This is a genomic window from Aquabacterium sp., assembly GCF_016195855.1.
Taxonomy (GTDB): Bacteria; Pseudomonadota; Gammaproteobacteria; order Burkholderiales; family Burkholderiaceae_C; genus Aquabacterium.
In genome coordinates, this window is the sequence record NZ_JACPYU010000010.1 from 21,300 (window position 1) to 44,460 (window position 23,161).

Below are 23,161 nucleotides of genomic sequence, written 5' to 3' on the forward strand. Positions count from 1 at the left end.
TCCGTGCCCCTGTTTTCAAGGGCACGGTCAACCTCTGCCTGGGTGTCAGCTCTTGTCAATGAGGTCCTTGGCGGCCTGTTTGGTGTCGCCAACCTTCTTCTGGATGTTGCCTTCCACTTGCTTGGCAACGCCCTTGGCCTGTTGCGTGTTGCTGCCAATGGCCTGGCCGATTTTGGTCTGCATCTTGCCTGTGGCTTCCTTGATGACGCCCTTGGCTTGGTCCTTGTTCATGTCACACCTCGATTGGTTGATTGAAAGGTGGCACAGGAAAGGCCTGCACCTGGTTCGGGTGTACCGGAGCGGGTGGGGGCGGTCTGTTCGGCAGCGCACGTCCCCTGCAGCATCAAGCAATGCAACCCGAAGGGATGGCGACGGGCTTCTGTCCGCACGGTTGCCTGGATGCGCCCCAGGACTTTCCCTGATTTGTGTCAGATCAGTTAATAGCTTGGTCAGCCCAGCTATTGAAGCGCGGTGAGCGGCTGACAAAAATGCGCCCGGAAGGGCCTCGGCCAAGTGCCCAGAGCCTGCATTGCATTCCGTTCGCATCGATCTGATATTTGAGGACGTCTACATGAAACGCATTTCACGCCGCAAATTCCTTGGCAATGGCGCCGCAGCCGTAGCAGGCGCCGGTGCCGCGGTCGGGGCGTCGATGCCCGGGCTGGCCCAGGCCGCCATCCCCACCACGAATTCGCAAGAGCGTGTGGTGATCATCGGCTCGGGCTTTGGTGGCGGAGTGTCCGCCTTGCGTCTGGCCCAGGCGGGCATCAAGGTGCTGGTGCTGGAGCGTGGCAAGTGGTGGCCCACAGGCCCCAATGCAGAAACCTTTCCGCATGCCACGACCCTGGACAAGCGCGATCTCTTCTACAACATCTGGCCCGAAGTCAACGGCAAGCGCATTGGCTTGAACCCCTATGTCGGGCTGCTGGAGCCCTTCTTTGGCAAAGGCATCATTGCCGTCACGCCGGCCTGCGTGGGCGGTGGCTCGCTCATCTACCAGGGCATGACGCTGCAGCCCACGGAAAGCCTCTTCAAGGCCTGCTTCCCGCAGATCGACTGGGAGTCGATGCGGTCCATCTACTACCCCCGGGTGGCGCAGATGCTGCAGGTGGCCACCGCACCGGACGAGCTGGCCAACAGCCCGACCTACAAGGCGTCACGCGTGTTTGCGCAGAAGGTGCAGGCAGCCGGCTTCAATCTGGAAAAGATCCCCATGCCGATCGACTGGAACTATGCGCTGGCCGAACTGCGCGGCGAGATGAAACCGTCCTACACCAACGGTGACTGCGCGCTGGGTGTGAACAACGGTGGCAAGCACTCGGTAGATGTGACCTATCTGGCGCAGGCCATCGCCACCGGCAATGCCACCGTCGAGGCCCAGCACAATGTCACCCGCATCGCGCGCGCGGCCAATGGCCAGTGGCTGGTGTACGCCGATCGCACCGACGAGACGGGCACCGTGCTGGAGCGCAAGGTCATCACGGCCAGGACGCTCATCCTGTCTGCCGGCACGGTCAACACCTCCAAGCTGCTGGTTCGTGCCAAGGCACGGGGTGACATCAAGGGCTTGCCCGCAGGTGTGGGCGAGGGCTACGGCACCAATGGCGACCAGATCTATGTCTGGACGAGCAAGGCCGAGTCCTTTGGCCCGGTGCAAGGTGGGCCCGTCGTCTTTGGCAGCAAGGACTGGGCAACGCCCGGCCAGCCCGCCAACACCGTGATCCAGGCCTCGCTGCCGCCCTCGTCCAAGAACGCCAGCGCAGCGGGTACCGACGCCATGTCCTCGGCGCTGCTGCCCGCTGGCAGCACGGTGACGACCTCGTCGTCGGACACGCACTCGACCATGCTGGTGGGCTATGGCATGAGCGAAGGGCGCGGCAAGTTCATCTACAACTTCCTCACCGACAAGGTCGAGTTGACCTGGCCCTCCAAGGGGGATGCGGTGGTTGCCCAGCGTATCAACGATCGTCTCAAGACCATCGTGAACGGCGACGGTACGTTGATCAACACCAATGACCTCGTCAACACCACGTGGCACTCGTTGGGTGGGGCGTGCATGGGCGTGGTCTGCGACACCGAAGGGCGCGTCAAGGGGCAACGTGGGCTCTATGTGCTCGACGGGGCGCTGATGCCCGGTGCGACCTGTGCCTGTAACCCGTCGATGACGATTGCGGCCATCGTGGAGCGGGCGCTGGACCTCATCGTGCAAAACGACATCGGCACGGTCATCTGAGCCTGTGGGTGGGGGGCGCTCGGCATCAGGGGCGTGATCGGGGCCCGATGAGCGGGTAGCGCCACGGCTGGCCAGCCATGGCCTTGGCCAGCGCGAACATGCCCATCAGCACCAGCACCCCATGTATACAGACGAAGTAGGTGATGACGACCACCCAGGTCCAGGGCCAGTGCAGCCCGCCCATCGCGATGAGGCCGACGGTGATGCACACGATCAGGATCCCGCCCATGACGCTGACAAAGGTGGCCTGAGCCAGGTGCTGGCGCGCCAGTGGTGGTGCGCTGTCCTTGTGTTTGAACCACAGCCAGAGCAGCGCCAAAAAGGCCAGGCCCGGCGCCACCAGCAGGTTGCACAGGTACAGCGCTTGCGCGATCACCGCCAGGCGCTGTCCGCCGTCCGCATGGGGGGGCAGGGCATTCGGGTCATGGTTGCTTGAGGCCACGGTGCAGGTCCGATTGAGCTGGCGTTCGAGTTTGGCACGGGTCACATGTGAGATGCGCACGCTTACATCTGATTCATCTGCTCGCAGTCTGTCTGAAAAGAGTCCCCGCATACTCGGTAACACCGACGTTAGCGTGAATTAAACGAACTGCAGTACCAGGTTTCCATGGTGCGCCCGGGTCTGACCACAGGCGCGTGATCTGCGTGAAGGCAGGTCCTGGCACGTGTTTCAAGCCAGCGCCGGCCCCATCACCAACAGGAAATCGCAACAGCATGTTCGGCGCGCTGAAGGCTCATCTTCGTGACACCCGCCCCCGCATCGGCCCTCAGGCAGGCCAGATGGCGCAGGGTGTCGACCGCGGCTGGCTCAAGCGCGAAGAGGCCATCATGGGCACGGCCATCAGCGTCGAGCTGTGGTGCGATGACCGCGCCAAGGGCGAGTCCGCCATGGACGCCGTGATGGCCGAGATGCACCGCATCGACCGGGTCATGAGCCCGCACAAACCCGACTCCGAGCTCTCGCGCATCAACCGCGATGCGGGTACGGCACCTGTGCCCTTGAGTGCCGAGATGATGCGTCTGATCGCGCGTGCCCTGGCCTTTTCCGAGCTCTCCGGCGGGGCGTTCGACATCAGCTACGCCGCGATCGGCCATCTCTACGATTACCGTGAGCGCATTCGCCCCAGTGCGCAAGCGCTGGCAGACGCCCGTGCTGCGGTGGGGTGGCGCCATCTGGTGCTGGACACCGCCGAGCAGACCTTGCGTTTCGCGCGGCCCGGCATGCGCATTGACCTGGGTGGCTTTGCCAAAGGCCATGCGGTCGACAACGCCGCGGCCATTCTGCGTGAGCTGGGCATCCAGCACGCCAACATCAGTGCTGGCGGCGACAGCCGTGTGATCGGTGACCACCGCGGCCGCCCCTGGAGCATCGGCATCCGCGACCCGCGGCGTGCTGGCGAGATGGTGGCCGTGCTGCCGCTTGAAGACGTGTCGATCTCCACATCAGGCGACTACGAGCGCTTCTTCGATGAGGGCGGTGAGCGCTTCCACCACCTGATCGACCCGGCAACGGGCCGCTCGCCCGCCAGTGTGCGCAGCGTGACGATCCTGGCCAACGACGGGCTGACCACCGAGGCCTTGTCCAAGTCGGTGTTCGTGCTGGGCGTGGACAAGGGCCTGGCCCTGATCGAGTCCCTTTGCGGCGTGGACGCGGTCGTGGTGGACGCGTCAGGCGCCTTGCACTTTTCTTCCGGTTTGACAGCAGCTGCCCCGAGGCAGGCATGTTGAGTCGCCCCACCAGCACGTCCATCGCGTTCGTCTACAAGCACATACAGGAGGAGGCTCGCATCATGAAACGTCATGTCTCATTCGCATGCACCACTGCTGCGCTGCTGCTGGCCTTGAGTGGCTGCGGCAGCGGGGATGGCTCGTCCTCGCTGTCTGGCTCCAATGCCGATCCTGCCAGCGCGTCCGTCAGCGACACGCCCATTGCCTATGCCAAGCGTGTCAACACGATCTCGGCCAACCCGACCAATGGGGCGCCAACGGCGCCAGGCGGGGACTTGCTGATCAGGGAAAAGTCTTCGCCCAGCGCGCCTGAATACAACATCACCACGCAGTTCACGCAAGGCGTGGGTGATGCTTCGGGGCCAGAGGTCTCTTACGACGGCAAGAAGATCCTCTTCGCGATGCGCTGCCCGAGCACGAACACCGCGATGATCGGCACCGAGCGCGCCTGCACGGGCCGCTGGAACATCTGGGAATACGACATGAGCAATGGGGGGCTGAAGGGGGGCGCTTATCGCCGACTCACCAGCTCGACCGATGACGATGACGTGGACCCGACCTACCTGCCAGGTGGGCGCGGTGTGGTCTTCACCTCCAACCGCCAGACCAAGTCCAAGGTCAACCAGGCGCTGGGCCACAGCTACTTCGCGCTGGACGAGTACGAGCGCGAGCGCGTCTTCAACCTGCACACGATGGACGCCGATGGCGGCAACATCACGCAGATCTCGTTCAACCAGAGCCATGACCGCAGCCCGGTGGTGCGCCAGAACGGCGAGATCATGTTCTCGCGCTGGGACCACGTGGGCGGGCGCAACCACTTCAAGATCTTTCGCATCAAGCCCGATGGCACCGACCTGTTCGTGCTGTATGGCGCGCACAGCGATGGCAACAGCTTCCTGCACCCACGCGAGATGGACCCCAAGGGCAAGTACAAAGGCTATGTGGCCTCTGACCTGATGCCGCTGTCGCGCACGCATGAGGGCGGTGCGCTGGTGTTTGTCGATGCGGCGAACTATTCCGAGCAGAACACCCCGGCCAATGCCACCGTGCCTGCGGTGGGCGGACAGGCGCAACCCTCGGCCAACACCTTGAACTTTGACCGAGGCTTGTCACGCTACGGGCGCATCACCACACCCTACCCCATGTGGGATGGCACGGACCGCGTGCTCTTGTCGTACACGCCATGCCAGGTCCGTCGCAAAGGTGTGATCGTCTCGTGCGCCACGCTCAGCGATGCCGAGCGGGCGCGTCTGGCCGACGGAAACCGCCTGATCAGCGAAGCCCTGACCGACGAGTTGCAGGACAACGTGGCCCCGTCCTATGCGGTCTACATGTTTGACCCTGCCAAGCAGACCTGGCTGAACGTGGCCGCGCCGCCTGACGGCTTCATGTACACCCACCCGGTTGCCCTGGAGGCCCGCCCCGAGCCCAGCACGGTTGACGCGACCAATCTGGACGAAACGCTCAAGCAGCAGAACATGGGTTTGCTGGAAGTGCGCAGCGTGTACGACACCGATGGCCTGGGCCGCATGGGTGACGCCGCGCTGGTGCCCGCCGATCTGCCCTCCGGTTGCACCACGGCCATCGCCAAGACCACACCCAGCGACCCGCTGGACACCCGCCCCTTGATCGCCGATTTGCTGCGCATGAAAGACCCGGCTGACCGCGCCTATGGTTGTGCGCCGGCGCGCTTCATCCGGGTGTTCCGGGCCGTGGCACCCCCCGTGGGCATGACCGGCACACGTGGCGCCATTGGCGAGACCGAGTTCGAGATGCAGCAGATCCTGGGTTATGCGCCCATCGAGCCAGATGGGTCGTTCAAGCTGCAGGTGCCGGCCGATACCCCCATCGGGCTGGCCGTCATCGACGCCGAGGGCCGTGCCTTCCAGACCCACACCAACTGGATCCAGGTGCGACCGGGTGAGCGCCGCACCTGCGATGGCTGCCACAGCCCGCGCCGTGGTGGGGCGATCAACTCGGGCGCCGTGGTCAACAGCACACCCGCTGGGCTCATTGCCAGCATGCAGGCTGCCCACCTGCCGGGTGAAACCATGGCCGCTACCCGCACGCGTCTGGACCCGACAGCCTTGCAGCTCGCTCCCAACATGGTCTACACGGACATCTGGGCAGACACCAACAAGCCTGGCGTGACTGCCCGCACGGCGATCACCTTGAGCTACAGCGATCTGGTCACCGCGGCGCCCACCAATGGCGTGATCAACTACCCCGAGCACATTCAGCCGCTGTGGACGCGTGCGCGTGGCGTCAACGGCGCGAACACCTGCACAACCTGCCACAACGACCCGGCCAAGCTGGATCTGAGCGGCACGGTGGGCGGGTCAGGCCGCATGTCCTCCTACCAGGAACTGATGCTGGGTGACCCCTTGCTGGATGCCAACGGCAACCCGGTGTTGCGCATCGAAGAGGGCGTGAGCGTGGTGGCGCGTGGCCCCGCGCTGGTGGACACCGCGGCCAGCGAGGGCGAGGCCCTGGGCCTGACACGCAAGAGCCGGCTCGCCGAGATCCTGTGGGGGCAATCCTTGTCCTCGGGCAGTGCGGCGCGCCTGGCGCACCCCAACCCGCCAGGTACAGCGCCGGATCACTCGACCTTGCTCACCAAGGCCGAGAAGCGCCTTGTGGCCGAGTGGATCGACCTGGGTGGCAAGTACTACAACGACCCGTTCAACAGCAACTCGGGCGTGCGTGTCATCACCGGCTTGAGCCAGACGGCGTTTGCGACGCAGGTGTTCCCGGTTCTGCGCGATACCTGCGCGAGCGGCTGCCACCAGGCGCTGGGCAGCAGTGCCTCGGCCACGCCACCAGGCACCTCGTTCCGCAACAACCGCTTCGTGCTGACGGGTGATGTCGAAGGCGACTACAACGTCACGCTGACGATGATCTCCAATGCCTGCAATGCGTCGTCGAACGCCTTGTTGAGCAAGCCTTCGACCGCGCCGCACCCGACGGGCGCGGTAGGGGGCGCCGCGGTGCTGCCGGTTGGCAGCGCGAATTACACCAAGATTGCCAACTGGATCGCGACAGGTTGCTGATGTCCATGATGTGCTTGTACAGACGTGTGATGGACGTGAGGGCGCCAGGCGCTGCCGCCCTTTCTCTATCGCTTGCGCTTTCTCTGGGCCTGACGGCCTGTGGCGGCGGTGGTGGCTCGGCGAACCCGCTCAGCAACCCCGCCACGGTGAGCAACCCGGCCACCACGGGCGGCCAGCGCCTGTCGTTCGCCTACTTCCAGAAGTGCATCAACCCGATCCTCATCGCGCAGTTGCCGGCGCTGCAGGGCGGTGGTGCCACCAACAGCTGCGCGGGTGCCGGTTGCCATGACACCACCACCGGTGCGGGCGGCGCGCTCCGGCTCGTGCCCTCCGCGCAGGAGGTGGACCTGGGCGACCCGGCCAACACGCCGGATGTGATCCGTGCCAGCGACATGTACAAGAACTTCTACTCCGCCCAGGGCGCGGTCGTGGTGGGCTCGCCCACGCAGAGCCGCCTGCTGGCCAAGCCCTTGTTGCTGGTCTTGCATGGTGGTGGCCAGATCATCCAGGACACCAGCGACCCCAACGCGCAACGCATCAGCTACTGGATCACGCACCCCATGCCAACAGGGCAGGACGAGTTCAGTGTCGCAGCCGACGCGCTGTTCACGCCTGCCAATCGCCTGACCGGGGCCTGCAACCCACCATGATGGCCACCTTCCTTCGTTCAGGTGCCGTTGTGCTGGCGGTGACGGTGGGGCTGCTCGGGGCCACGGGTGCCCGCGCTGCCGATGAGGTCGTGGCGGCCTCTGTTCCGGCGTCTGCACCAGCACAAGTACCACTACCTGCATCAGCACCCGTAGCCACACCGGCCCCTGCGCCCGCGCCATCGCCAGCCACCGAGCGCCTGCAAGTCAGCGATCCCTACATCGAGTTGCGCACCGGGCCGGGGCGCGGCTTCCCCGTGTTCTTCGTCGTGGCCCGCGCCGAGTGGATCGAGATCGAGTTGCGCCACACCGACTGGTTCCGGGTGCGCACGGCAGGGGGCAAGATGGGTTGGGTTTCGCGCCAGCAACTGGAGACCACGCTGACCGCGTCTGGTGCCACCAAGAGCTTTCGCGACATCCTGATCGACGACTACCTCAGCCGCCGTGTCCAGTTGGGTGCTGCATGGGGCCGCTTCAATGCCGAGCCCATGCTCAAGATCTGGACCAGCTACCGGCTGTCGGAGACGCTCAGCCTGGAGGGCACCGTCGGGCAGGTGCAGGGCAAGTTTGCCGGCGCAGACTTCTGGCACCTCAGCCTGCTCACCGAGCCCTGGTCGGACCAACGCTTCTCGCCCTTTGCGTCCATCGGCATGGGCAAATACAAGTACGTGCCCAATGCCAGCCTGGTGGGCGCCACCACCACCCGCTCCAAGCTCGCCAACGCGACTGCGGGCGTCAACTACCACCTGAGCGACCGCTTCCTTGTGCGCGCGGACTACAGCCTCCATACCGTCTTCTTCTCTGATACCCATACCAACGAATTCCGGGCCTGGACGCTGGGCATGGCGTTCTTCTTCTGATGTCTGAGTGGAAAGCCCCATGTTTCACACCATCCCCATGATCACCAAGTCACTTGTTGCCGCCATGCGCGCGGCCGTGTTTGTGCCGCTGCTGGCGGCGGCTGGCGGGGCGCTGGCTGCTGACCCTGTCGCACCCTCCAATGCCGATCAGCCCGTTGTGCCGCAGCTTGACCGCCGCGAGGTCGCGCTGCCCCAGTACCCCTCGAACGACTTCGAGCTGGGGCTGTTCGCCGGCACGTATGCGACGCAGAACTTTGGTGCCCACGCCGTGTATGGTTTGCGTCTGGGTTACGCGGTCACCGAAGACATCTTTGTCGAGGGCGTCTATGGCAAGACCAAGGTGTCAGATGAGGCCTTCCGCCAGATCCTGCCCAGCGGCGTGTTCGAGCAGCCCACGGCCAGCCTGAGCTACTACAACCTCTCGGTGGGCTACAACGTGTTGCCAGCCGAGATCTTCATTGGCAGCAAGCACGCCAAGCCTGCGGCCTTGTACCTGATTGGTGGGGTGGGCAGCACCAAGTTCGTGAACCAGACGCGCCAGACCTTCAACTTCGGCGCGGGGTTTCGCGTCTACATGAGCGACTGGGCCGCCCTGCAACTTGACGCGCGTGACCACATCTTCACGCTCGACCTGTTGGGCAAGCAGCAAAGCACGCACAACCTTGAGTTCACCGCCGGCCTGACGGTCATCTTCTGAGCGAGCGCACACGATGACCACGACCTTGTTTTCCCGCGCCACCCGTTGGCTGTGCCTGGCCGCCGTGGGGGCCCTGGCCAGCGCTGCGGCGCAGGCGGTGACACCCGCCACGGCCGCGCCAGACTTCACCCTGCGTGCGATGAACGGCCCGAACCTGCGCCTGCAGGAGCAGCGTGGCCAGGTGGTGATGGTGAACTTCTGGGCGACCTGGTGTGGCCCCTGCCGGCAGGAGATGCCGCACCTGAACCGCCTGTACGAGAAGTACCGCAAGTCGGGCTTCGTGCTGCTGGGGGTCAATGTGGATGACGACCCGCGCAGCGCCGCCGAGATGGCGACCAAGCTGGGGCTCAAGTTCCCGGTGCTGCTGGACACGGACAAGAAGGTCAGCGGCCAGTACGACCTGGTCACCATGCCCTCGACCGTGCTGATCGACCGTGATGGCCAGGTGCGCCATGTGCACCGTGGCTACCTCAGCGGCTACGAGGATGTGTACGACAAGCAGATCCGGGAGCTGTTGAAATGAGCACCCGGATGCACTTGCTGGCCGGCGCGTGCCTGAGCGCCACCTTGCTGGGGGGGTGCGCGATGCAACCCTGGGTCAAACCGTATGAGCGCGAGCGCCTGGCCGACCCGATCATGAGCTTCGAGCGGGGCTCGCTCGCCGAGAAGAGCCGCGAGCACGTGCGCGATGTGCGTGAAGGTGCGCGCGGTGCCACCGGCGTGCAAGGAGGCGGCTGTGGCTGCAATTAAGCGACCCGCTCGGTGGGCCACCATCGCCCGTCAACTGGCAGGCCTGCTGGGCAGCCTGTTTGCCGCCAGCGGCGCGCGCGCGGTCGACCTCGGGGCGGACAAGGCCGAGCTGCTCTATCACCGCTACGACGGCGGTGGGGTCAAGGCCAGTGGCCCGGCACTGCTGCTGCGCAAGAGCGTGATGGACAAGGTGGCCGTGACCGGCACGGTCTACGTCGACGCGGTCAGCAACGCGTCGATCGACGTGGTGACGGCAGCCAGCCCGTTCACCGAGCGCCGCACCGAGTACGGCCTGTCTGCCGACTACGTCTACCGAGATTCGAAGCTCACGCTGTCGACCTCGTCGAGCAAGGAGCCGGACTACACGGCCAACCGTGTCGGGCTGGACATCGCACAGGAAGTGTTTGGCGGCATGTCAACCGTCAACATGGGCTTCACGCACGGCGACGACAAGGTCGGCAAGCATGCCGAGCCGGGCTTCAAGGCCACCGCCACGCACTGGCAATACCGGCTGGGCTCCTCCCTGATCCTCACGCCGCGCTGGATCACCAGCCTCAACCTGGAGGCGCTGGCCGATGATGGCTTCCTGGGCAGCCCCTACCGCGTGGCCTATGTGTTCGGCGCGGCGGTGCCCGAGCGTGTGCCAGGCACCAGGTCATCGCGTGCCCTCAAGTGGCGCGTGGTGGGCGACCTGGGCTCGCGTGATGCCATGCAGGTGGGCTACCGCTACTACTGGGATACCTGGGGCATCAAGGCCAGCACGCTGGATGTGACCTACAGCCGCTACTTCGGCGACGACTGGCTGGCGGACCTCACCTTGCGCTACCACTCGCAACAGCACGCGCTGTTCTACAGCAACAACGCGCAGGCCGAGACGCTCTACGTGTCGCGCAACAGGCAGCTGAGCACCTTCCATGACATCAGCCTGGGCGGGAAAGTGGCCTACACGATCAGGAAGGTACCGGGCCAATACGACGTCACGCTCAATGGCGCGCTTGAGTACGTGCAGTACAAGTTCGGTGAGTTCACCGACATCCGCACCGGCAATCTGTACTCGTACAAAGCCAGCGTGCTGCAGTTGTTCCTGTCAACCAACTTCTGACGATGGCCAGCCATGCGTGATCGCTCTCTCCAACTGATCCTCACTGCGCTGCTCATGGGCGTGGCCCTGCTGCCTGCTGCGCGTGCCGCCGATGCGGTGCCTGCGGCTGCAGCCAGTGCCCCTGCCCCAGCGGCCGCAAGCGGTACGCCGGAGCCGGCCGCGCTCGACGACCGCATCCAGGACGTCAAGAGCGACGTGATCAAGCTCAATCGGGACTTGCTCGTACTGGAAGAAGAGCTCTTGTTCCCGGCCAGCACGCAGGTCGCCGTCTTCGTCTCGATGGACGTGGGCAAGATGTTCTCGCTGGACTCGGTCCAGATCAGGCTGGACGACAAGGTGGTGGCGAACTACCTCTACACGCCGCTGGAAGTGGCCGCGCTGCACCGCGGCGGCGTGCAACGCGTTTACCTGGGCAACCTGCGTGTGGGCGAGCACGAGCTGACCGCCTTCTTCACCGGTGGCGGGCCGCATGAGCGTGACTACAAGCGTGCCGCCACCGTGAAGTTCGACAAGGGCACCGACGCCAAGTACATCGAGCTGCGCATCCAGGACGCCACGGCCAAATTGCAGCCCGAGTTCAACGTCAAAGTCTGGCAGTAAGCGGTCATGCCCTGTCGATCTGGTTCTCGTTTGCATACCCCACTGCGCTGGCGTCGCCTGGCGGTGGCTGCAGCCTGTGTGCTCGCCTCAGGCTGGCCTGTGTTCGCATCGGCGACGGACGAGCCGCCCTTGCACGAGGTCCAGGCGCCGCACTATGGCGACACGCTGTTCCACTTCTTTCAGTCGCAGTACTTCACGTCCATCACGACCTTGATGGTTTCGCAGCACTTCGAGCGCGTGGCGCCCCACGCCGACGAGGCCGAGGTCTTGCGCGGCGGCATGTTGCTGACCTACGGCTTGCACCGCGAGGCGGGTGAGATCTTCACCCGTTTGATCGAGAAGGGGGCCCCGCCTGCCGTGCGCGATCGTGCCTGGTTCTACCTGGCCAAGATCCGTTACCAGCGCGGCTATCTGGCGCCCGCCGAAGAGGCCCTGGCACGGGTCGAGCAGGCGCTCCCACCCGAGCTGGAAGAAGAGCGCGGCTTGCTCCAGGCCAACCTGCTGATGGCCCGCAGCGATTACAGCGGCGCGGCCAAGGCGCTGAGCGCGATGAGCGCCAAGGCGCCGGATGCCCGCTACGTTCGCTTCAACCTGGGCATTGCGCAGATCAAGTCGGGAGACAAGGCCGGTGGCACGGCCCTGCTGGACGAGCTGGGCCAGGCCTATGCCGAGAACGAAGAGTTCCGTGCCCTGCGAGACCGTGCCAACCTGGCCCTGGGTTTTGCCGCCCTGGCCGACAAGCAGCCGCAGGCCGCGCGCACCTACCTGGCGCGTGTGCGCCTGAAAAGCCTGGAAGCCAACAAGGCGCTGCTGGGCTTTGGCTGGGCCGCCGATGCCCTGAATGACCCGCAACTGGCGCTCGCGCCCTGGCTGGAGCTCAGTGGCAGAGAGGTCAGCGATTCGGCCGCACTCGAAGCACGCATCGCCGTGCCTTATGCCTATGCCGAGCTGGGCGCCTATGCCCAGTCCCTGACGCACTACCAGAACGCCATCGCCGATTTCGAGCGCGAGCGCGGCAGCCTGGATGCGTCCATCGAGGCCATCCGCTCGGGTCAGTTGGTGGACGCCTTGCTGGCCAGCAACCCCGGCGACGACATGGGGAAAGCCTGGCGCATGGACGTGCTGCCCGAGTTGCCGCATGCCGCGCACCTGACAGCGCTGCTGGCTCAGCATGAGTTCCAGGAGGCTTTCAAGAACCTGCGCGACCTGCGCTACCTCACGGCCAACCTCCAGGCCTGGCGCGGCAAGCTAGATACCTTCAACGACATGCTCGAAACGCGTCGCAAGGCCTTTGCCGAGCGCCTGCCCCAGGTGCGCGCCCGCGCCAGCGAAGCGGGCATTGAAAACCTGCGCCAGCGCCTGGATGCCGCCCAGGCCCAGGTCACGCAAGGCGAAGCCGATCAGGATGGCGTCGCGTTTGCCGATGGCAAGCAGCGTGAACTGCTCGCTCGCATCGCCCGCGTGAAAGCGATGACCGCGCAGCCCGATGCCGCGCCGGACATCGCGCAGGCCCGCGATCGCGTCCGCCTGGCTGCGGGCACGCTGACCTGGCAGCTGGCGCAAACCTACCCGGAGCGCGTGTGGGAGGCCAGGAAGAACCTGCAAGTGATCCGCGAAGGGCTGGCCCAAGCGCAGCGCCGGGATGCCGCCCTCGCGCAAGCGCAACGCGACGAACCAGCGCGCTTCGATCTGTTTGACCAACGCATCAAGGCCCTGAGCCCCGTGATTGACGCGATGCTGCCCAGGTTGGCCGCGCTCAGCAAGGAGCAGCAGGGCCTCATGCAGGACATCGCCGTGGCGGAACTCACCCGCCAGAAAGCGCGGCTTGATGCCTATGCCATGCAGGCGCGCTTTGCGGTGGCGCAGTTGTATGACCGTGCGAACAAGGGGGCAGACGATGCGTCCAAGCCCTAAGCTGACCGTGCTGGCCCTGGCCTGCCTGCTCACCGCGTGCGCCAGCAAGCGCGGCACACCCGACAACGAGCCCACCATCCAGTCGCTGGCCCACCGCGAGATCACGGTCGAGAAGGACCAGGCCATCCACACCAACGAGGCGCAGGCCATCGAGGCCTACCGCCAGTTCCTGGCAGGGGCGCCCAACGCAGCGCAGCGTGCCGAGGCCTTGCGCCGCATCGGTGACCTGGAAATGGACCGTGCCGACAGCGCCAGCGCCGATCCCGCCGCAACCGGTGCGCCGGACTACCGCGCCGCGATCGCTCGCTATCAGGACTACCTGAAGGCCTATCCAGCCGACCCCAACAATGACCGCGTGCTGTACCAGTTGGCACGTGCGCAGGAGCAAAGCGGCGACCTGGATGCCGCGTTGAAGACGCTGACCCTGCTGGTGCGCGACTTCCCGGCCACCGCCGTCAGTGACGAGGCCCAGTTCCGCCGGGGCGAGCTCTTGTTCACAGCCCGTGATTACGCGCAGGCCGAGAAGGCCTATGCCGCCGTGCTGAGCGCCGGCCCCGGCAGTCCGTATCACGACCGTGCGCTGTACATGCAAGGGTGGTCGCAGTTCAAGCAGGGGCGGCTGGATGACGCCTTGCAGGCCTTCTTCGGGGTGTTGGACCTCAAGCTGGCCAATGTGCTTGACGATGACAGCCTGGACGCCAGCGAGGGCCTGACCCGCGCAGACCGCGAGCTGGTCGAAGACACCTTCCGGGTGACCAGCCTGAGCCTGGCCAACCTGCAGGGTGCGGAAGCCATCCCGGCCTTGATCAACACGCCCCTGCGCCGCGCCTACGCCTTCCGTGTCTACGAACAACTCGGTGAGCTCTACATCAAGCAGGACCGGCCCAAGGACGCGGCCGACACCTTCACCCTGTTTGCACAGCGTGAGCCTTTTGATGCCCAGGCCCCGGTCTTGCAAGCCCGCGTGATCGACATCTACGAGCGCGGCGGGTTCGCCAACCTGGCGCTCGCGGCGAAGAAGGACTATGCCGCGCGCTATGGACGCCACAGCGCGTTCCGCAACGCCAAGCCGCAGGCCTGGGCGCGCGCGCAGCCGCTGCTCAAGACCCACCTGGCCGAGCTGGCACGCCACCACCACGCACAGGCACAGCAATCCAAACGTTCGGCCGACTACCAGGAGGCGGTGCATTGGTACCGCGAGTACCTCGCCTCCTTCCCCGCGGATCCGCAAGCGGCGCAGAACAACTTCCTGCTGGCCGAACTGCTGTTTGAAGATGCGCGCTTTGCCGAAGCCAGCATCGAGTACGAGAAGGCGGCTTACGACTACCCGCCGCACGACAAGAGCGCGGACGCGGGCTATGCCGCCTTGCTCAGCCATGCGCAAGAGCAAAAGAAGGCGGACGCTGGCCAGTTGCCCGCCTTGCAACAGGCCAGCGTGGCCAGCGCCTTGCGCTTTGCGCGGGCCTTCCCAGCCGACAGCCGCGCCGGCCCCGTGCTCACCGATGCCGCCGAGAAGCTCTATGCCCTGCACGATGGCGATCAGGCCGCGAGCGTGGCCCAGCAGGTGCTGGATCTGCAGCCCCCGGCCGCCGAGGCACAGCGCCGTGTGGCCTGGACGGTGCTGGCCCACACCGCATTTGAGCGCGGCGCTTTCGATGTGTCTGAGAACGCTTATGGCGAGGTGCTCAAGCTCACCGCCGCCAAGGCCCCGGGCCGTCAGGAGCTGATCGAGCGCCAGGCCGCCTCGGTCTACAAACAAGGCGAGCAGGCCCGGTCTGCAGGCCAGTTGCGCGAGGCGGTGGCGCATTTCGCCCGCGTCGCCGAGGTCGCACCGCAATCGGCGGTGCGGGCCACTGCGCAGTACGACGCCGCGGCCGCGCTGATCGCGCTCAAGGACTGGGACGCTGCCACACGCACGCTGGAGGACTTCCGCCAGCGTTATCCCAACAACCCATTGCAGGCCGACGTCAGCCCGAAGCTGGCCGTGGCCTACATCGAGCAGGGGCAGTGGGGCAGCGCGGCGGGCGAGCTCGAACGCCTGGCCACCACCAGCAAGGACCCCAAGGTGGCGCGCGATGCGCTCTGGCAGGCCGCCGAGTACCACGAGAAGGTCGGGGCGCGTGGGCCGGCCGCCAAGGCCTACGAACGCCATCTCGCGCTGACGCTGGCACAGCGCCCGACACCGCTGGAGCCCGCCATCGAGGCCCGTGCGCGCCTGGCCCACCTCGCCGGGCAGGATGGCAACACCGCGCGTGAGCTGGCGCTGATGAAAGACATCCTGCAGGCCGATCAGAACGGGGGCGCCGCCCGCACGGACCGCACCCGCTACCTGGGTGCCACGGCCGCATTGGCGCTGGCCGAACCGGTGGCCCAGGCCTATCGCAAGGTCGCCCTGGTCGAGCCCCTGCAAAAGCAGTTGAAGCTCAAGAAGGCCCGGATGGAAGAGGGCTTGAAAGCCTATGCCGTGGCCGCTGACTACGGTGTGGCCGATGTCAGCACCGCCGCGACCTTTCACATCGCCGCCTTGTACCGTGACTTCGGCAAGGCGCTGATGGGCTCGGAGCGGCCCAGGAAGCTGTCCAAGGTCGAGCTGGAGCAATACAACGTGATGCTGGAAGAGCAGGCCTTCCCGTTCGAGGAAAAGGCCAGCGAGTTGCACGAGGTGAATGCACGCCGTGCGGCTGCCGGCATCTATGACGAGTGGGTCAAGCGCAGCTTTGCGGCCTTGCGAGAGCTGCAGCCCGTTCGCTATGGCAAGAACGAACGCAGCGAAGGGGTGGTTGATGCGATTCGCTGATGGCTTGTGGCGCACGGCTGCCGTGGCCTTGATGGTCGGCATGACCGGCTGCGCCTGGACGAACGCGCAACGGAAGTCGCTGATGGGGGCACCTGCATCGCCCTCCGCATCAACGGCGTCAACCGCCAGCCAGATTGATGGGCATGTGCCCACCGAGGCCTTGCCCAGTGCCGCCGAGCAGCGCGCCTTTGACGAGGCCACCCGTGCCTTGCGCGCTGGCAACACGGCCCTGGCCGAGCGTGGCTTTCGGGCCCTGGCGCGCGCCAACCCGGCGCTGGCCGGCCCCCATGCCAACCTGGGCCTGATGCAGCGCCAGGCCGGCAAGCTGGCCGAGTCGGCGCAGGAGCTGGAGCTGGCGGTGAAGCTCAGCCCCAATCAGGCGCTTTACCTGAACCAGCTGGGCATCACCTACCGCCAGCAAGGGCAGTTTGACAAGGCGCGCGAGGCGTATGAAAAGGCCATTGCGCTCAATGACCGCTACGCAGAGGCCATCCTCAACCTGGGCATCCTCTACGACCTGTACCTGGCCGAGCCCGGCCGTGCGCTGACCCAATACGAGCGCTACCTGGCGCTAACCCCCAGCGGGGATGCCACCGTGAAGAAGTGGGTGGCCGAGTTGAAGAACCGCAAGCCCGCTTCAAGCCACGCGGCTGGAAAGGACAAATCATGATGCGTCTGACCTGCCTGGTGATCACCTGCCTGGGCCTGTGTGCCGCCAAGGCCTTCGCACAAGACCGCGCCGAGATCGACCGCACCCAGATCATCGGCAACCGCGAGTTGCCCAAGGTCCTGTACATCGTGCCCTGGAAGCGGCCCACGCCAGGTGATCTGGCCGGCCGCCCCTTGGTCAGTGTCGTCGATGAGGCCATGGCCCCGGTGGACCGCGATGTGTTCCGGCGCCAGGTGCAGTACGACGCGCAGACGCAGCAGCGCACCGCGGCGGCAGTAGCAGCCGTTGCAGCCGCCAAGGCCACGCCGCCCGGCAACCCGACCAAGCCTTGACGCCGCTCCATTCACCCGCACCCCATTCCAGTTTGCCTTCGGAGATTCGAGATATGAATGCCTTCCAAACCGCCGTCAAGTTCTTCCAGGATTGCGGCCTGTTCATCTACCCCAGCATCCTGATCATGGCCGTGGGCGTGGCGATCGCGATCGAGCGTTTCGTCTACCTCTCGCGTGCGCGCAGTGACAACAGCAAGGCCTGGGCACAGCTGCTGCCCCTGCTGCAAAAGGGGCAGTTCAAGGAGGTGCAGAACCTCGCGGCCAAGTCCGACGCGGCGGTGGGCAAGATCGTGCACCATGGCCTGGACCGCATGCAAAGCCCCGGCCGCCGTGAAGACTTCGATGCCGCCATGGAAGAAGGCATGATGGAGATCGTACCCCGCCTGGAAAAGCGCACGCACTACATCGCCACCTTTGCCAACGTGATCACGCTGGTGGGCCTGCTGGGCACCATCATCGGCCTGATCAAGGGCTTCACCGCCGTGGCACAGGTCAACCCGGCCGAGAAGGCCGAGATGCTGTCGGCCAGTATCTCGATCGCCATGAACAACACGGCGTTTGCGCTGATGGTGGCCATCCCCTTCCTGCTGATCCACGCCTTCCTGCAGGCCAAGACCAGCGAGATCGTGGACGGGCTGGAAGCCGCGAAGATGAGCTTCCTGAACGTCGTGATGCGCATCCGCGCCGAGCAACAGGCCGCGGCTCGCTGACATGGCACGCATCCGACGCTTGCGCAAAACGCCAGCGCACCTGGAGATCACCGCGTTCATCAACTTGATCGTGGTGCTGGTGCCTTTCCTGCTCTCCACGGCGGTGTTCACGCGCCTGGCGGTGATCGACCTGAGCCTGCCCGCACCCAGCTCGGGTGTGGCGCAACTGAAGGTCAACGACCTGCAATTGGAGATCGTGATCCGCCCTGATGCACTGGAAGTGGGTGACCGCGTGGGCGGGCTCATCGAGCGCATCCCCAACACGGCGGCCGCACCCACCGTGCCCGATGTGGCCTCGCTGGCGCGGCTGGTGCAGCAGATCAAGGCCAAGTTCCCGGACAAGGCCGAGGCCACCGTGCTGGCGCAACCCGATACCCCCTACAACACCCTTGTGCAGGTGATGGACGCCGTGCGCGCCGGGCATGTGGTGCAGGGCGCGAGCGTGGTGCGTGGTGAGCTGTTCCCCAACATCTCGATTGGCGACGCGCCGATCGCCAACCGCTAGAGGGGCCATGAAACTCACCCCCATACAAAAGCGTGCCGCGCGGCGCGCACGCCACCAGAGCATGGTCGACATGAACCTGGTGTCGCTGATCGACGTGTTCACCATCCTGATCTTCTTCCTCTTGTCCAACGCCGGTGGGGTCGAGACACTGCCCAGCCCGAAGGCCGTGCAACTGCCCGAGTCCGTGTCGCAGACGCAGCCGCGTGACACCGTGGTGGTCGTGGTCAGTGCCACCGAGATCCTGGTGGAGGGGCGCAAGGTGGCCGCGGTGGCCGATGTGATCAACACGGCGGGCGACCTGATCGAGCCGCTCAAGGCCGAGCTGGATGTGCTGGCCAGCCGCCAGGTGGTTCGTCCGGAGAACGAAGCGCATGCCCGGCGCCTGACGATCATGGGTGACAAGGACATCCCCTACCGCCTGCTGCGCAAGGTCATGGCCACCAGTGCCCGCGCCAACTTTGGCGATGTCTCGTTCGCGGTTCGGCAGAGGTTTGAATCATGAGCGCGGCCACCCTGGTGTCGTTTCGCACGCCGGTGCTGGCGTGGTCGGACTCGGCCGACGATGAGCGCTTGTTCCGGCGTGTCTCGCGCACGGTGCTGATCACGACGGTGCTGCTGTGCCTGGCCTTGCTGTTGTGGCCCAGGCCGGAGCCCGATCGCACGCAGCAGCAGGCGCTGCCGCCGCCGCTGGCCAAGCTGCTGCTGGAGCATGAGCCGCCGGTGCCGGTCAAGCCGCTGGTCGAGCCCGTGAGCAAGCCGGCCGAGCCCACGGTCAGCAAAGCCCCTGTGGCCCAGCCGGAACCACGTCGCCCTGTTCGCACTGTGGCGCGCAAGGTCGAGCGAGACGAAGCGCCGCCGGTGCCCGAAGCGCGTGTGCCGGTCGCGAACAAGCTGGCCGGAGAAGTCGAGGCGGCGCGCCGCAAGGTGGCAGGCATCGGCCTGCTGGCCGCGAAAGACGAGATCGCGCAGATCAGCGGGGCGCCAGCCGCCGTTCAGTTGCGGACCGACATCCAGCAAGGCAAGGGTGTCGGCAGTGGCACGGGCGCGGGTGTCGGGGCCGGCCGTGAAGCCGGGCTGCCATCACGCGCCTTGATCACCTCCAACGCAGCGGGTGTCAGCGGGGGCATCAACACCTCGGGCTACAGCCGCAACACCGGTGGGGGCGGGCTGGCAGGGCGGTCCACCACGCTGGTGGAGGGTGTGGTGGGGGGCGGGCAGGGCGGCAGCGTCGCGGGTAACGGTGAGCGTGGGCGCCATGCCGGTGGCACGGGTGTGGGGGCGGGCGGCGGCGGCAGTGCGGGTGGCACTTTGCAACGCGGCAACAGCGGCAAGGCCTCACGCTCGATCGAGGAGATCAAGCTGGTCTTCGAACGCCACAAGGGCGCCATCTACGCCATCTACAACCGTGCCTTGCGTGAGGACCCGACGTTGCAGGGCAAGGTGGTGGTCGAGCTCAAGATCGCCCCGGGCGGCAATGTGCTCGATTGTCGCGTGGTCTCCAGCGAGCTGCATTCGCCCGAGCTGGAAAGCAAGCTGCTGGCGCGCATTCGGCAGTTTGACTTCGGTGCGAAAGAGGTGGACCAGATGGTGGTCACCTGGCCGGTGGACTTCCTGCCCTCTTAACGGCGCTTCTTGACCGCTGTCGCTGGTGCCGCATGTTCGGGCACCGCCCGACTCGATCGGGGCGCCGGCGTCAGAGTGCGGCCCAGGCGCTGTCGATCCAGCGCGCCAGCCGCCGCCGCCTTGAGCAAGCCCTGGAACGTGGGGCACTCGGCGTGGCTGGGTGCCGGGCACGCCGCCGCATGCCGCAGGCCACGGCTGACCGCTCTGAGCTGCTTGACGGTTGCATCGATGTCATCCGCTTTGGCCGCGAGCAATTGGCGGTCGATGTTCGGGCCGCCGCTGGGCGACAGCATCGAATGGATCTCGTCGAGCGCCAGCCCCGCGGCCTGCCCCAGTGCAATCAACGCCAGTTGGTCCAGCACGTCCGGGTTGAAGCGCCGCCGCACCCCTTGAGGGCCGACAGAGGCGATCAGCCCCTTTTTCTCGTAGTAGCGCAGCGTCGAGGCCGGCACGCCAGACCGTTTCGCGACTTCCGCAATGTCCATCCAAAACCTCTTGACTTGAAGTTGACTTCAACTTCTATAGTGACCTTCATCGGCTCATTGGTCAACCTAGGAGGTACGCAAATGACATGGCTGCAAGAAGCTTTTCTCATCACCCTTATCGGCATGGGCGCCACGGCGTTCATGGACCTGTGGCTCATGGTGCTGCGCCGCGCGGGTGTCCCATCGCTGAACATGGCCTTCATTGGCCGCTGGGGCGGGCATCTGCTGCGCGGCAAGGTGGCCCATGTGGCCATCAGCAAGGCTGAGCCCATTGCCGGTGAACGCGCATGGGGCTGGTTCATCCACTACGGGGTGGGCATTGCTTTTGCCTCGCTTTTGGTGGCGGTTCAAGGCCACGCGTGGGTGGCGAGCCCGACCCTGGTGCCCGCCGTTGCGGTGGGCATGTGCACGGTGCTGGCGCCCTTGTTCGTCATGCAACCGGCCATGGGTGCGGGCCTGGCTTCGTCCAGGACCCCGACACCCTTGAAAAACTGCCTGCGCAGCCTGGCCAATCACACGGTCTTTGGCCTGGGCCTTTACCTGTCTGCGGCATTGCTCGCGCCCTTGGTGCGCGCAGCTTGATGCCCTGGCGCCTTGCCCCCTCCATTCCTCGTTCTGCCGGAGTCACGAACATGAAAAAACTGGCCATCGTTTTCCACAGCGCCCACGGGCATACCGAGCACCTTGCCCACCACGTCCTGGACGGCGCGCGCAGCGTGCCGGGCGTCGAGGCGCATCTGTTGCGGGCGGAGGACCTGGCGCAGAACCCGGACGGGCTCACGCCCTATGACGGCCTGATCCTGGGCTCGCCGACCTACCTGGGCGGGGTGTCGGGCAGCTTCAAGACCTTCATGGACGCCACGGGGCGCCTTTGGCGAAGCCAGGGGCTCAAAGGCAAACTGGCCGCCGGGTTCACCGTGTCCTCGCTGCCGGCAGGCGACAAGCAGTCCACCTTGATGTCGATGTTCGTCTTCGCCATGCAGCACGGCATGCTGTGGGTCGGGAACCCCTTCCTGCCTGAGCAGGGCCAGGGCGTGGCCGATGGCGATGCCGTCAACAGGCTGGGCTCGTGGTCCGGGCTGATGGCACAGGCAGCGCATGGTGCGCCTGCAGGTGCTTTCGTTGCGGGCGACCTCAAGACGGCCCGGATGTTCGGCCAGCATGTGGCCCAGACGATGGGCCGGGTCGGTGGCACCATCTCATGAGCTGATGGCAGGCGTCAATCGGGCTTGTCGTCTGGCGGTTGCAGCGTGGTCGAGATGCCGTACAAGGCCAGCATGCCCATCACGTGCCCGATCGCGACCCCGGGTTCGCCGGATTCGATCCGTGCGATGGTCTGGACATGCACGCCCAGGCGGGTGGCAGCAGCAGCCTGGCCTTCACCTGCCTTGGTGCGGGCCATCTTTGCGGCGGCCCCCATGTCCTTGATCGCCTGGAGGGCGTCGCCGCCGATGTCTGCCGAGATGCGTTTACCTTGTGCCATGGCCTGATTGTCACCCAGGGGATGTTGGTGCTGGCGCCGTCAAGCCAGCGCCAGGTGTCTGGCCAGGTGCCCGTACACCGCTGACACGCGGCGCAGGTGGCGGGTGTCCGTGTGGGTCAGCAACCAGAGCTCAGTCTGGCAAGCCTCGATCTCGCCACCCAGTTGACGCAGGTCGCTGCGGGCATGGGCCAGAAAAAGAGGCAGCAGGCCAATGCCCATGCCTTGCCCAACGAGTTCGGCCACGGTGAGGATGCTGTTGACGCGATAGCGCGGCTGCACCATCGGGAAGTGCTTCTTGCGCCACAGCACGGAGGGGTGCTCGGGCAAGGCGTCGTCGGGGGCGATCCAGCTGGCGGTGGCCGCTGCCTTGGCATCGAAGGACTTCAAGCCCCCTTTGCGCGCGGTGAACAGGCCCACGCGGATGGGCCCCACATGTTTGCCAACCAGGTGGGCCGGTGGACGCCTGGTGGCGCGCACGGCGATGTCCGCATCCCGCCGTGTGAGGCTGGCCAGTTCGTTGCCGGCCACCAGTTCATAGCTCAAGAGCGGGTGCGCCGCCTGCAGCGGTTTGAGCGCAGGGGCCACCAGCGCGTGCAGCACGGTGTCGGTGGTGGTGATCTTCACCGTGCCGCAGACCTGGCCCGGGCTGGCCTGGGCGGCCGAGCGCGCGCTCTCCAGCGCGGCTTCTGCGCGTTCGGCATGACCGGCCAACTCCAGTGCCAGCTCCGATGCCTGATAGCCCGAACGCGTGCGCTCGAACAGGCGCACGCCCAGGCCTTGCTCGGCGCGCTGCAAGGCCCTGAACACCGTGGAGCCGTCAACGCCCAGGCGTTCACCCGCCGCAGCCAGTGTGCCGGTGCGCACCAGGGCCAGCAGGAACGCCAGGTCGCCGGCTGTCAGTTTGTATTGCATTTTTGCAATCATGCTTTGCACTCGTGCATATTGGCATTGCGGATTGGAAATCTTATCGTGAAG

25 protein-coding genes are annotated in these 23,161 nt (G+C 65.8%); 20 read left to right on the forward strand and 5 right to left on the reverse strand.

Going from position 1 to position 23,161, the window contains the following annotated elements; all coding sequences use genetic code 11:
- Positions 1-45 precede the first annotated feature (45 nt).
- Positions 46-231, reverse strand: a complete 186-nt coding sequence (locus tag HY019_RS08515) for a CsbD family protein (RefSeq protein ID WP_290690362.1) — start codon at positions 229-231, stop codon at positions 46-48.
- A 340-nt stretch (positions 232-571) separates the two neighbouring features.
- Between HY019_RS08515 and HY019_RS08520 the strand changes: the two genes are divergently transcribed.
- Positions 572-2,233 (forward strand): GMC oxidoreductase, encoded by a 1,662-nt coding sequence (locus HY019_RS08520; protein ID WP_290690366.1) that lies wholly within the window; start codon positions 572-574, stop codon positions 2,231-2,233.
- A gap of 25 nt (positions 2,234-2,258) precedes the next feature.
- Here HY019_RS08520 and HY019_RS08525 read toward each other — a convergent pair whose 3' ends face one another.
- Positions 2,259-2,735: a hypothetical protein gene (locus tag HY019_RS08525; RefSeq protein WP_290690372.1), complete on the reverse strand. Its 477-nt coding sequence runs from the start codon at positions 2,733-2,735 to the stop codon at positions 2,259-2,261.
- Between the two features lie 212 nt (positions 2,736-2,947).
- Between HY019_RS08525 and HY019_RS08530 the strand changes: the two genes are divergently transcribed.
- The 17 genes from HY019_RS08530 (at position 2,948) to HY019_RS08610 (ending at position 20,218) form a co-directional block, all read left to right on the forward strand.
- On the forward strand, positions 2,948-3,961 hold the full coding sequence (locus HY019_RS08530; RefSeq protein ID WP_290690375.1) for an FAD:protein FMN transferase: 1,014 nt from the start codon (positions 2,948-2,950) through the stop codon (positions 3,959-3,961).
- Between the two features lie 62 nt (positions 3,962-4,023).
- A complete protein-coding gene (locus HY019_RS08535; RefSeq protein ID WP_290690378.1) occupies positions 4,024-7,011 on the forward strand; it encodes a hypothetical protein in 2,988 nt (995 codons plus the stop codon).
- Between the two features lie 14 nt (positions 7,012-7,025).
- Positions 7,026-7,661 carry a hypothetical protein gene (locus HY019_RS08540; protein WP_290690381.1) on the forward strand — a complete coding sequence of 212 codons (636 nt, stop codon included), beginning with the start codon at positions 7,026-7,028 and terminating at the stop codon, positions 7,659-7,661.
- Positions 7,658-8,518, forward strand: a complete 861-nt coding sequence (locus HY019_RS08545) for an SH3 domain-containing protein (protein ID WP_290690384.1) — start codon at positions 7,658-7,660, stop codon at positions 8,516-8,518. Before HY019_RS08540 ends, HY019_RS08545 begins: the two co-directional genes overlap by 4 nt.
- A 19-nt stretch (positions 8,519-8,537) precedes the next feature.
- A complete protein-coding gene (locus HY019_RS08550) occupies positions 8,538-9,215 on the forward strand; it encodes an outer membrane beta-barrel domain-containing protein (RefSeq protein WP_290690387.1) in 678 nt (225 codons plus the stop codon).
- A gap of 13 nt (positions 9,216-9,228) precedes the next feature.
- The gene (locus HY019_RS08555) at positions 9,229-9,738 is read left to right on the forward strand and encodes a TlpA disulfide reductase family protein (RefSeq protein WP_290690391.1); all 510 of its coding nucleotides are present in this window, start codon (positions 9,229-9,231) and stop codon (positions 9,736-9,738) included.
- Positions 9,735-9,965: a DUF4266 domain-containing protein gene (locus HY019_RS08560; protein WP_290690393.1), complete on the forward strand. Its 231-nt coding sequence runs from the start codon at positions 9,735-9,737 to the stop codon at positions 9,963-9,965. Before HY019_RS08555 ends, HY019_RS08560 begins: the two co-directional genes overlap by 4 nt.
- Positions 9,952-11,067 (forward strand): DUF3570 domain-containing protein, encoded by a 1,116-nt coding sequence (locus tag HY019_RS08565; protein ID WP_290690396.1) that lies wholly within the window; start codon positions 9,952-9,954, stop codon positions 11,065-11,067. Before HY019_RS08560 ends, HY019_RS08565 begins: the two co-directional genes overlap by 14 nt.
- 12 nt (positions 11,068-11,079) lie before the next feature.
- Positions 11,080-11,667, forward strand: coding sequence for an AraC family transcriptional regulator (locus HY019_RS08570; protein WP_290690401.1), 588 nt, complete (start codon positions 11,080-11,082; stop codon positions 11,665-11,667).
- Between the two features lie 30 nt (positions 11,668-11,697).
- Positions 11,698-13,581, forward strand: coding sequence for a tetratricopeptide repeat protein (locus tag HY019_RS08575; RefSeq protein ID WP_290690405.1), 1,884 nt, complete (start codon positions 11,698-11,700; stop codon positions 13,579-13,581).
- Positions 13,565-16,378 (forward strand): tetratricopeptide repeat protein, encoded by a 2,814-nt coding sequence (locus HY019_RS08580; RefSeq protein ID WP_290690407.1) that lies wholly within the window; start codon positions 13,565-13,567, stop codon positions 16,376-16,378. Before HY019_RS08575 ends, HY019_RS08580 begins: the two co-directional genes overlap by 17 nt.
- Complete coding sequence (locus tag HY019_RS08585; RefSeq protein ID WP_290690410.1) at positions 16,365-17,048, forward strand: tetratricopeptide repeat protein; 684 nt, start codon at positions 16,365-16,367, stop codon at positions 17,046-17,048. Before HY019_RS08580 ends, HY019_RS08585 begins: the two co-directional genes overlap by 14 nt.
- Positions 17,045-17,380, forward strand: a complete 336-nt coding sequence (locus HY019_RS08590; RefSeq protein ID WP_290690416.1) for a hypothetical protein — start codon at positions 17,045-17,047, stop codon at positions 17,378-17,380. Before HY019_RS08585 ends, HY019_RS08590 begins: the two co-directional genes overlap by 4 nt.
- 53 nt (positions 17,381-17,433) lie before the next feature.
- Positions 17,434-18,090 carry a MotA/TolQ/ExbB proton channel family protein gene (locus HY019_RS08595; protein WP_290690420.1) on the forward strand — a complete coding sequence of 219 codons (657 nt, stop codon included), beginning with the start codon at positions 17,434-17,436 and terminating at the stop codon, positions 18,088-18,090.
- Between the two features lies 1 nt (position 18,091).
- Positions 18,092-18,595 (forward strand): biopolymer transporter ExbD, encoded by a 504-nt coding sequence (locus tag HY019_RS08600; protein ID WP_290690429.1) that lies wholly within the window; start codon positions 18,092-18,094, stop codon positions 18,593-18,595.
- Between the two features lie 7 nt (positions 18,596-18,602).
- Positions 18,603-19,097, forward strand: a complete 495-nt coding sequence (locus tag HY019_RS08605) for a biopolymer transporter ExbD (RefSeq protein WP_290690434.1) — start codon at positions 18,603-18,605, stop codon at positions 19,095-19,097.
- Positions 19,094-20,218, forward strand: coding sequence for a TonB family protein (locus tag HY019_RS08610; RefSeq protein ID WP_290690437.1), 1,125 nt, complete (start codon positions 19,094-19,096; stop codon positions 20,216-20,218). The genes HY019_RS08605 and HY019_RS08610 overlap by 4 nt, the downstream gene beginning before the upstream one ends.
- On the opposite strand, the gene HY019_RS08615 is transcribed toward HY019_RS08610, so the two are convergent.
- Entirely contained in the window at positions 20,215-20,703 is a 489-nt protein-coding gene (locus tag HY019_RS08615; protein ID WP_290690443.1) for a helix-turn-helix domain-containing protein, read from the reverse strand. The genes HY019_RS08610 and HY019_RS08615 overlap by 4 nt on opposite strands.
- An 81-nt stretch (positions 20,704-20,784) precedes the next feature.
- On the opposite strand from HY019_RS08615, the gene HY019_RS08620 reads away from it, so the two are divergent.
- Together HY019_RS08620 and HY019_RS08625 are read left to right on the forward strand one after the other, a co-directional pair.
- Positions 20,785-21,285, forward strand: a complete 501-nt coding sequence (locus tag HY019_RS08620) for a DUF2938 domain-containing protein (RefSeq protein ID WP_290690447.1) — start codon at positions 20,785-20,787, stop codon at positions 21,283-21,285.
- A gap of 50 nt (positions 21,286-21,335) precedes the next feature.
- Entirely contained in the window at positions 21,336-21,908 is a 573-nt protein-coding gene (locus HY019_RS08625; protein WP_290690456.1) for a flavodoxin family protein, read from the forward strand.
- A 14-nt stretch (positions 21,909-21,922) separates the two neighbouring features.
- On the opposite strand, the gene HY019_RS08630 is transcribed toward HY019_RS08625, so the two are convergent.
- Together HY019_RS08630 and HY019_RS08635 are read right to left on the reverse strand one after the other, a co-directional pair.
- On the reverse strand, positions 21,923-22,186 hold the full coding sequence (locus tag HY019_RS08630; protein WP_290690462.1) for a helix-turn-helix transcriptional regulator: 264 nt from the start codon (positions 22,184-22,186) through the stop codon (positions 21,923-21,925).
- A 39-nt stretch (positions 22,187-22,225) separates the two neighbouring features.
- Positions 22,226-23,110: a LysR family transcriptional regulator gene (locus HY019_RS08635; RefSeq protein ID WP_290690467.1), complete on the reverse strand. Its 885-nt coding sequence runs from the start codon at positions 23,108-23,110 to the stop codon at positions 22,226-22,228.
- Positions 23,111-23,161 lie beyond the last annotated feature (51 nt).